9 protein-coding genes are annotated in these 9,788 nt (G+C 62.0%); 1 reads left to right on the top strand and 8 read right to left on the bottom strand.

From position 1 onward, the window contains the following. Nucleotides 1–64: 64 nt before the first annotated feature. From ACW9I6_RS26770 to ACW9I6_RS26805, 8 genes are all read right to left on the bottom strand, one after another. Entirely contained in the window at nucleotides 65–1,417 is a 1,353-nt protein-coding gene (locus ACW9I6_RS26770) for an LLM class flavin-dependent oxidoreductase (protein WP_003211846.1), read from the bottom strand. Beyond that, nucleotides 1,417–2,610: an SfnB family sulfur acquisition oxidoreductase gene (locus ACW9I6_RS26775; protein WP_457340032.1), complete on the bottom strand. Its 1,194-nt coding sequence runs from the start codon at nucleotides 2,608–2,610 to the stop codon at nucleotides 1,417–1,419. Before ACW9I6_RS26775 ends, ACW9I6_RS26770 begins: the two co-directional genes overlap by 1 nt. Before the next feature lie 23 nt (nucleotides 2,611–2,633). After that, a complete protein-coding gene (locus tag ACW9I6_RS26780; protein WP_008435817.1) occupies nucleotides 2,634–3,875 on the bottom strand; it encodes an SfnB family sulfur acquisition oxidoreductase in 1,242 nt (413 codons plus the stop codon). A 184-nt stretch (nucleotides 3,876–4,059) separates the two neighbouring features. Next, nucleotides 4,060–4,845 carry a hypothetical protein gene (locus ACW9I6_RS26785; RefSeq protein WP_003211852.1) on the bottom strand — a complete coding sequence of 262 codons (786 nt, stop codon included), beginning with the start codon at nucleotides 4,843–4,845 and terminating at the stop codon, nucleotides 4,060–4,062. A 337-nt stretch (nucleotides 4,846–5,182) separates the two neighbouring features. Continuing rightward, entirely contained in the window at nucleotides 5,183–5,929 is a 747-nt protein-coding gene (tcyN, locus tag ACW9I6_RS26790; RefSeq protein WP_134325540.1) for an L-cystine ABC transporter ATP-binding protein TcyN, read from the bottom strand. Between the two features lie 3 nt (nucleotides 5,930–5,932). Further along, nucleotides 5,933–6,598 carry a cystine ABC transporter permease gene (tcyL, locus tag ACW9I6_RS26795; RefSeq protein WP_003211857.1) on the bottom strand — a complete coding sequence of 222 codons (666 nt, stop codon included), beginning with the start codon at nucleotides 6,596–6,598 and terminating at the stop codon, nucleotides 5,933–5,935. Then, the gene (gene tcyJ, locus ACW9I6_RS26800; RefSeq protein ID WP_003211859.1) at nucleotides 6,598–7,392 is read right to left on the bottom strand and encodes a cystine ABC transporter substrate-binding protein; all 795 of its coding nucleotides are present in this window, start codon (nucleotides 7,390–7,392) and stop codon (nucleotides 6,598–6,600) included. Before tcyJ ends, tcyL begins: the two co-directional genes overlap by 1 nt. A 231-nt stretch (nucleotides 7,393–7,623) precedes the next feature. Continuing rightward, nucleotides 7,624–8,616: a D-cysteine desulfhydrase gene (locus tag ACW9I6_RS26805; protein WP_008435811.1), complete on the bottom strand. Its 993-nt coding sequence runs from the start codon at nucleotides 8,614–8,616 to the stop codon at nucleotides 7,624–7,626. A 166-nt stretch (nucleotides 8,617–8,782) separates the two neighbouring features. Here ACW9I6_RS26805 and epsC point away from each other — a divergent pair, with 166 nt between their 5' ends. Continuing rightward, nucleotides 8,783–9,709 carry a serine O-acetyltransferase EpsC gene (epsC, locus tag ACW9I6_RS26810; RefSeq protein WP_003211862.1) on the top strand — a complete coding sequence of 309 codons (927 nt, stop codon included), beginning with the start codon at nucleotides 8,783–8,785 and terminating at the stop codon, nucleotides 9,707–9,709. Nucleotides 9,710–9,788 lie beyond the last annotated feature (79 nt).

The following is a 9,788-nucleotide window of genomic DNA, read 5'->3' on the forward strand; positions in this document are numbered from 1 at the left end:
TCAGTGAATGCATCCGGCGACTGATACAGCGCTTTCGCGAGCAAGCCCGCTCCCACATTTTGGTTCAGTGGCGGTAGGTGGAGCCGGTGTGTTGTTCAGGTAAGTGCGCGGAGTGGTGGAAGACTTTCTCCCGCAACGTCCCGGTCTCATACGCGGTCTTGTACGAGCCCCGGCGCTGCAGCTCCGGCACCACCAGTTCGATAAAGTCGACGTAGCTTTCCGGGGTGACGATGCGCGTCAGGTTGAAGCCATCCAGGCCGGTTTCGCTGATCCATGATTCAAGTTCATCCGCCACCTGTGCCGGCGAACCCACCAGGGTGATGTAGCGCCCGCCAAGAGCGTGTTGCTCAAGCAACTTGCGCCGGGTCCAGTCATTGTTCTGCAGGTTCTTGGTCGCGGACTGGATGGCGTTGCTCTTCACGTACTGGATCGGTTCGTCGATTTCGTACTGTGAAAAATCAATCGCCGTGGATGCCGAGAAATGCGCCACGCCGGCTTCCGCACTGGCGTAGCTCAGGTACTCGGCGTGCTTGGCCCACGCAGCTTCTTCGGTGGCGCCGACAATCACGTTCAGGCCCATGAACACCTTGATATCGTCCGGGTTGCGCCCGGCTTCCACGGCGCTGGCGCGCACCTTGTCCACCTGGATCTTGGTCGAGGCCTTGTTCTGCCCGCTGATGAACACGCACTCGGCGTGGCGCCCGGCAAACAGCAGCCCACGGTCGGAGCTGCCCGCCTGGAACAGCACCGGCGTGCGTTGCGGCGACGGCTCGCACAGGTGATAACCCTCCACCTGATAGAACTCGCCCTTGTGCTCGACCTTGTGCACCTTCTCCGGCTGGGCATACACCCGCGCCTGCGGATCGTTGATCACCGCGTCGTTTTCCCAGCTGCCTTCCCAGAGTTTGTAGAGCACCTCCAGGTATTCGTCGGCCTGGTCGTAGCGCCGGTCGTGCTCGACCTGCTCGGTGAGGCCCATGGCCTTGGCGGCGCTGTCGAGGTAGCCGGTGACGATGTTCCAGCCCACCCGGCCACGGCTCAGGTGGTCGAGGGTCGACATGCGCCGGGCGAACAGATACGGCGGTTCGTAGGTGAGGTTGGCGGTCAGGCCGAAGCCAAGGTTTTTGGTCACAGCCGCCATGGCCGAGACCAGCAGCAACGGGTCGTTGACCGGCAGCTGGATCGCTTCCTTGAGCGGCACGTCCACGGAGTTCTGGTAGACGTCATACACGCCGACGATGTCGGCGATGAACAGCCCGTCGAACAGTCCGCGTTCCAGCAATTGCGCCAGTTCGGTCCAGTACTCGATGGTTTTGTACTGGGTCGAGTTGTCCCGTGGATGGGTCCACAGGCCGTGGTTGATGTGCCCGATGCAGTTCATGTTGAAGGCATTGAGCAGGATCTTTTTCTTCGCCATCAGATAGTCCCCCGCAGTGGCGGGTTTTCATCGTTGAGGTAGTAATTGCCCACAGCAAAGTACTTCCAGCGCACCGGGTCGTGCAGGGTGTGTACCCGGGCGTTGCGCCAGTGGCGGTCCAGGCCGTGTTCGGCGAGGGTCGCCTGGCTTCCGGCAAGTTCGAACAGGGTACTGCCGGCCGCCAGGGAAATCTCGGTGCTGAGGGCGCGCACTTCGGCGACCGCGATGGATGCGGCCGCGACGGTGTCGGCATTGCTGTCGGCCTGGGCGCGGTCGAGGAATTCGCCTGAGCGTTCCAGCAGGGCTTCGGTGGCGTGCAGGCGGATGCTCAAGTGGCCGAAGCTTTTCAGGGTCAGCGGATCTTCGGTGGCCTTGTCGCTGGTGGCGTCGATCCACGGCCGGGTCTTGGTGCGCACGAAGTGCAGGGCATCTTCATAGGCTGCGCGGGCAATGCCGGTGTCGATGGCGGCGTGAAGGATCTGCGCCAGCGGGCCGACAGTGGTCGGGCGCTCGAAGGCACTCTGGAACGGGATCACGTCCTGGGCCGCGACCCACACGTTATCGAACACCACCGAACCGCTGCCAGTGGTGCGCTGGCCGAAGCCGCTCCAGTCGTCGATCACACTCAGGCCCTCGCTGTCACGGGTGACAAAGGCCAGTTGCTGCACACCGTTTTCGTCCACCACGGACGTGGGAATACGTTGGGCGTAGATCGCGCCGGTCGAGTAGAACTTGTGGCCGGTGATACGGAAACCGTCACCGTCGCGGGTGATCTTGGTGATGCGGTCGTGGGCGGTCTTGGTGCCCAGTTCTGCCAGCGCATTGCCGAAGCGCTGGCCGGCGAGCACTTCGGCGTACAGGCGTTTTTGCTGCGCCGGGCTGCCGTTCACCCGCAGCACTTCGAGGGCATAAAAATGGTTTTGCGGGATCTGCCCCAGGGACGCATCCGCCTGGGCAATCAGTGCCGTGACCTTGGCCAGGGTGACGTTGGAAACGCCGGCACCGCCGAACTCCTTGGGTACGCTGATGCCCCACAGGCCGGAGCGGGAAAACACGTCCAGCTCAGGCAAGGGCAGGCGGCGTTCACGGTCACGCAAGGCGCTGTCGCGGCGGAAGTCTTCGGCCAGGTCGCTGGCGACAATGAGGGCTTGTTCATCGCTGGTAATAACCGCGACGTGATGAGAAAGGGTCATAGGTTTCTCCAGAGGTCTGGTCGTTAAATCCAGGAATGCCGGGCAGGCAAAGTGCCGTTGAGGTGGTAAGCGCCCACCGCGTGGTACTTCCAGCGCACCGGGTCGTGCAGGGTGTGCACCCGGGCGTTGCGCCAGTGGCGGTCGAGGTTGAATTCGGCGAGGGTCGCGCGGCTGCCGGCCAGCTCGAACAGCTTTTCGCTGGCGAGCAGGGAAATCTCGGTGGTCAGCACCTTGGCTTCGGCTACGGCAATCGAGGCGCGTGCGGCGGACTGCGCGGTGATCGGCGCGGCGCTGACTTGGTCCAGTACCTGGCCGGCCTTGCGCAGCAGGGCTTCAGCGGCGTGCAGTTCGATCTTCAGCTTGCCGATATCGGCGATCACATACAGGTCATCGCTGGCCCGTTCGACCTTGGCGTCGATCCATGGCCGCGAGCGTTCGCGTACAAAGCTGATGGTGTCGTCGATCGCGCCACGGGCGATGCCGGCGTCGATGGCCGCCTGGATCAATTGCGAGACTGCACCCTGGATGCCCGGTGTTTCGCCGAGTCGCCAGGTTTCCACCACCAGTTCGGCGTCCACCGCCACTTGATCCAGCAGCACTGTGCCGCTGGCGGTGGTGCGTTGGCCAAAGCCTGACCAGTCATCGACGATACGCAGGCCTTCGGTGCCACGGCGCACGAACGCCATGACGACTTTGCCGTCATCGTTCAAGGCCTTGACCGCCACCCAATGGGCGAACAGCGCGCCAGTGGAGTAGAACTTCTGGCCACTGACGACGTAGCCGTCACCTTCGGCGGTGATGCGTGACTTGAGGTCCAGGGTGTTTTTGGTACCGCGTTCCGGGCCGCCGTTGCCGATGCGCCAGCCGTCCAGCACGCTCTGGAACAGCTGCTTTTTCTGGCGCTCGCTGGCCGCACCTTGCAGCACGTGCAGGATGCCGAAATGGTTCTGCGGGATTTGCCCCAGCGCCGGGTCGGCCGCGCTGATGATCGCGAACACCTCGGCCAGGGTCACGAAGGACACCTGCGGGCCGCCGTACTCACGGGGAATGGAAATACTGCCCAGGCCGCTGCGGGTGAAGTGTTCGATTTCAGCCCAGGGCAGTTTGCGTTGCTGATCGCGCCTGGCCGCTTGCAGGCGCGCGGCCTGTGCCAGCTCGTGGGCGGCGCTCAGGGCCTCGGCGTCGTTGCGCAGCACTTTGGCGGGCAACAACAGCGGGGCGACGTCCAGATCACTCTGGGGGGGTGTTTGTGCCAAGTTAGACATCAGCGCCGCTCCTTGGCTGCACGCAATGCCCTGGCGTTACGCACCGGGGTAATTTTGACCATACCTACCTCACATCCGTTGAAAAGATAAAAAAATCAGGAATGTCCGGTGGTCCGGTGCATATACCCTAAGCGTGTTAAATTTTTTAATAAACTAACTTTTAGGAATATGCATAGAAGGTCTGTCACCCCGGTTCACAGGGCGAGCCGGGGCGACGGGGTTGGTAGGCCAGCGGGGCCCTGGCGGGGCTGGTCGGGGCCTGGGGAGCGAGCGCGGCGATGCGCAGGATGCGGGCTGGCGCCCAGCTTGAATTGTTGCCGACCCGGTCGAGAATGCAGTAGGTCACTTCGAGGCGATGGTCGTCCCCGGCCTCGACAATGATGGCCGACGGCACCCACACCTGCACCGCCTTGCCCACATCGCCAGCCTGGATGCTCGGCAGGTCCAGGCGCACGTCACCCCAGCGCAGGGTGATTTCGTCATCGGTCGCCATGTTCAGGTACGGCTCGATGGTCAGGGGCACGCCACGGCGGATCTGGCTGCTGTTGACGCCATGGCGACGGATGGTCTCGGGCAGGCTGACGGCGGCCAGGTTCTGGTTTTCATCAAGGCTCAGTGCCGAGGGCATGCCGCCGGGGTAGTCGGTCTTGACCTGCACCCGGGTGATGGCCGAACGCGCCGGGCCGTGGCCGACCTGCATGACCCGGTAATGAATCCGTGCCGGGCCATTTTGCACAAAGCTCTCCGGCACTCGCAGGCTGGTGGGCATGCCGATCTTGCCGGCGGTGATGCGCCGGGAGGCGGCAAAGCAGTTGTTCCAGAACAACTCGATCAGGTCGCCCTCGTCCATGCCGCAGTAAGGCGCGATGTCGACCTGCAGGTTTGTCGCAGCGAGGGCATTGATGCCTTCTCGATGGGCCTGGGGCAAGGTCGGGGCAGTGAGCAGCGCCTGGGTGGAAATACGCTTCATAAATAATCTCCTTGGTGCAGCCAGCAGCAATCGTTCCGGACATCAGGCGCGGGCAGGCGACGTAGTCCGAAAGAAACGATTTAATAAAAAACCAGAATGGATCCAATCCTCTGGGCGTTAGATAAGAGGCTTGGTTAGTTGGCGTCAAGAGGCTGGACGGGGCAAACAGGGGGTTATGGAATATTCAGAAGGGTCTTACTGGGAGGGCGCTGCAAGTGCGTGCTTCAGGGTGACTTTTACCCAATGAATAAAGGGTGTTTCCTCAAAAACACTAAAGAGGCGAGTTGCCTTTCGGCAACTCTATAAAGCGAAGCTTCTTACAATGAATCGGCGCAAGTTAGTTGTTGATGAACTTGCTGAGAAACTGCCGGGTACGTTCTTCTTTCGGGTTGGCAAACAGCGCCTTGGCTTCGCCTTGTTCAACAATGACGCCCTTGTCGAAGAAGATCACCCGGTTGGCCACATCCCGGGCGAAACTCATTTCGTGGGTCACGATGACCATGGTGCGGTTTTCTTCCGCGAGGCTGCGAATGGTCGCCAGCACTTCGCCTACCAGCTCCGGGTCCAGGGCCGAAGTCGGCTCATCGAACAGGATCACCTCCGGCTCCATCGCCAGGGCCCGGGCAATGGCCACCCGTTGCTGCTGCCCACCGGAGAGGCGGCGTGGGTAGGCGTCTTCCTTGCCTGCCAGGCCGACCCGGGCCAATAGCTTGCGGCCCAGGGCATCTGCGGCGGCCCGGGGCATCTTCTTGACCACGATCGGGCCTTCGATGACGTTCTCCAGGGCCGTGCGGTGCGGGAACAGGTTGAAGTTCTGGAACACAAAACCCACGTGCTGGCGCAGGCGCCGCACCAGGCTTTGCTGTTGGTTGAGCGGGCGGCTGCTGTCGATCTCGATGTCACCGACCTTGATTCGGCCACTGGTGGGTTCTTCGAGGAAATTCAGGCAGCGCAGCAAGGTGGTCTTGCCGGAACCGCTGGGGCCGATGATGGCGACGACTTCGCCTTCCTTGACCTCAAGGTCGATCCCGTTAAGCACCACCTGACCCTTGAATTGTTTGGTCAGTTTTTCAACCACGATCATGCTTCAAGACTCCAGGTCATGCCGGTTGACTCGTGCTTCCAGGCGGTTTTGCACGTGCGCCAGGACGCTGGCAAGAATCCAGTAGATCAAGGCGGCGGACAGATACATGGTGAAAATTTCGAAGGTACGGGCCGAGACCAATTGCGCCTGGCGGAACAGCTCCGGCACCTGGATGGTGGCGGCCAGGGCGGTATCCTTGACCAGGGAAATAAAGCTGTTGCCCAGCGGCGGCAAGGCCGTGCGCATGGCCTGCGGCAGGATGGCCCGGCGCAGGGTCTGCGCACGGGTCATGCCGATACTGGCCGCAGCTTCCCACTGGCCGCGCTCGATGGAACCGATGGCGGCACGCAGGATTTCACAGGCATAAGCAGCCATGTTCAGCGAGAAGCCGATCATGGCCGCCGGGATCGGATCCAGCTCGATGCCCACTTGCGGCAAGCCGTAGTAGATCAGGAACAGCTGTACCAGCAAGGGCGTGCCGCGAAAGAACGACACGTAGACGCGGGCGGTCCAGCTCAACAGCTTGAAGCGCGACAGGCGCATCAAGGCCAGGCCGAAGCCCAGCAGCAAGCCGAAAAACATCCCGCCGAGGCTAAGGATGACCGTGAAGTACGCGCCCTTGAGCAGAAAGGGCGCGGAGTCCAGCGCGAGTTGGAAACCTGCTTCCATTATTGAGTAACGTCAGCGTTGAAGTACTTCTCGGACAGCTTCTTCAAGGTACCGTCGGCGCGCAGTTCGTCCAGAGCCTTGTTCACCGCGGCCAGCAGTTCAGGCTCGCCTTTGCGCAGGGCAATACCGGCTTCCTGACGGGAGAACGCAGCACCTGCGGCGGCGGTGTCCTTGGCTTTCTTGGCGTATTCCAGCGCGGCGAGGCGGTCGATCAGGATGGCGTCGACACGGCCGATGCGCAGGTCCTGGAACTTGGTTGGGTCATCGTTGTAGGTTTTGACGATGGCTTTCGGTTGGTTTTCCTTGAGCCATTGTTCGTAGTTGGTGCCCAGGCCCACACCGATTTTCTTGCCGGCCAGGTCGTCGGCGGTCTTGATGGTGTCGACGTTCTTCGCCAGGGTCAGCGCCTGGATCCCGGAGACGGTGTAAGGCTTGGAGAAGTCATACTTTTCCTTGCGCGCATCGGAGATGGTCACCTGGTTGACGACCGCGTCCAGGCGCTTGGATTCCAGGGCGGCGAGGATGCCATCCCACGGCGTGGCTTGCAGCTTGACCTTGACGCCCAGCTTCTTGGCCAGCGCTTCAGACAACTCGACCTCGAAACCGCTGAGCTTGCCGCTTTCGTCGACGAAGCTGAACGGCGGGTAGGTGCCTTCCAGGCCAATCTTGATTTCGCCGGCTTTCTTGATGTTGTCCAACTGCTCGCCGGCAACTGCCTGACCGAGCCACCCGGCGCCAAGCGCCAGCCCCAATGTGCCAACCAGTAACGTGCGACGGAATACGGAAATAGTCATGAAGAGCCCCTGTGTTTTTTATGTTGAGCGATGCAGGTGACGCGGTAGTCGTATCCTGCCTTAAAAGCGCGGTGTGTGGGAGCCGGGCTTGCCCGCGATTGCATCAACTCGGTGTTTTGGATCTGCCCAGTCATGCGTATCGCCATCAAGCTCGCCTACGGCGCGACTATAAAGCCGGTTTTTAAGACTTGAAAATAATATAAAATCAGATTGATATTTCTTTATGGAATATCAAAAGCTCGAATCATAAGCAAACAACGCCGGTGCGCCACCCGTGTGCAGGAAGATGATCGGCCCCTCTTCAAAGCGCTGGCGTCCAATGCCATCCAGCAACCCGGCCATGGCCTTGCCCGTGTAGACCGGGTCCAGCAGCAGGCCTTCCTGGCTGGCTACCAGCTTGATCGCCGCCAGCGTGCCGGCACTCGGCTCGCCATAACGGGGGGCGAAGTACTCGTCCCACAGGATCACCTTGAACGCGTCCGGCAGCGGCACGCCGAGCAGTTCGGCGGTACGTTCGGCCAGGCCCTGCACCTTGGGGCGCTGGGCTTCGTCGGTACGGGACACCGTTATGCCAATCACTTGCAGCTCGGGCAGTACTTCGGCCAGCGCCAGGGCCAGGCCGCTGTGGGTGCCGGCGCTGCCGGAGGCCAGGACCACGGTGGAGAACGGGATGCCGCTGTCTTCAATCTGCCCGGCCAGCTCCAGCCCGGCGCGCACGTAACCCAGGGCGCCGAGGGCGTTGGAGCCGCCGATGGGCACCAGGTACGGCTTCTTGCCGTTGCTGCGCAGGCGGTCGGCGAGGGCGTTGAGCTGGTCGTCGACGTTGTCCAGGTTCTCCACCAACTCGACCTTGGCGTCGAACAGCTCCAGCAACAGGCGGTTGCCGTTGGCCAGGTAGTTGGGGTCTTCGGTGCCCGTCGGGTTTTCCAGCAGGGCAACGCAGCCCAGGCCCAGCTTGGCGGCCAGCGCAGCGGTCTGGCGTACATGGTTGGACTGGATCGCGCCGGCGGTCACCAGGGTATCGGCACCCTGGGCCAGCGCATCGGCGGCAAGGTATTCGAGTTTGCGCAGCTTGTTGCCGCCCATCGCCAGCGGCGTGGTGTCGTCGCGTTTGACGTAGACGTCACGCCCCAGCCAGGCCGACAGCCGCTCGAGTTTTTCCAGGGCGGTGGCGCCGCCCAGCAGTTCCAGACGGTTAAAGCGGTCGAGCTGTTGTTTGATCATGGCTACGCACGGGTGGTCAGAGATGCTGGGACTATAGGCAGGCACTTTTGCGTCGGCAACCGCCAATCGCTTATGTCGACGGGTTATTAGCATTGCACTATTGGTTCTTAAGGACGCTCAGGTTCCTTGCCGTAAAGTGATGGGCATTTCGTCAGGAGTGAAGACCGTGAGTGAGCGTTCCAGTCATTGGCAATTACAGACCATCGTCAGCCAGCTGCGCAGCGCCCGGGACCAGTGGCGCACCCGCAACGGCCGGGTCAGCGGCGAGCAGGGCGGGCGCGAGCTGCCTTCACGGGAAGCCGTGGCGCAGATTCTCGAGGCGTTGTGTGGTGCTCTGTTCCCCATGCGTCTGGGGCCGGTGGACCTGCGTGAAGAAAGTGAAGACTTCTACGTCGGCCACACCCTGGATGTGGCGCTGAATGCATTGCTCGCCCAGGCGCGCCTGGAGCTGCGGTATGCCGCGCGGCAAGGTGGCCAGGATGACAGTGAAGTCGACGCCCATGCCATCCACCTGATCCAGGATTTCGCCCTGGCGTTGCCAGGCTTGCGCAGCCTGTTGGACACCGACGTGCTCGCCGCCTACCACGGCGACCCGGCGGCGCGCAGCGTGGACGAAGTGCTGTTGTGCTACCCGGGGATTTTGGCGGTGATTCACCATCGCCTGGCGCACCACTTGTATCGGGCAGGCTTGCCGTTGCTGGCGCGCATCAGCGCGGAAATCGCGCATTCGGCGACCGGGATTGATATTCACCCGGGCGCGCAGATCGGCCCGAGCTTCTTTATCGACCACGGGACGGGTGTGGTGATTGGCGAGACGGCGATCATCGGCGAGCGGGTACGGATCTACCAGGCCGTGACATTGGGCGCCAAGCGTTTCCCGGCGGATGAGGATGGGCAATTGCAGAAAGGCCATCCGCGGCATCCGATTGTCGAGGATGATGTGGTGATCTACGCCGGGGCGACGATCCTGGGGCGGATTACGATCGGCAAGGGCTCGACCATTGGCGGCAATGTGTGGCTGACGCGCAGTGTGCCGGCGGGGGCGAACCTGACCCAGGCGAATCTGCAGCATGATGATGGGACGCAGAAATAGAGCAGCGCCCTCTCTAACGATCACACAGATCCAATGTGGGAGCGGGCTTGCTCGCGAATGCGGTGTATCAGTCGCCAGA

This window comes from Pseudomonas sp. SDO5522_S412 (genome assembly GCF_054071215.1).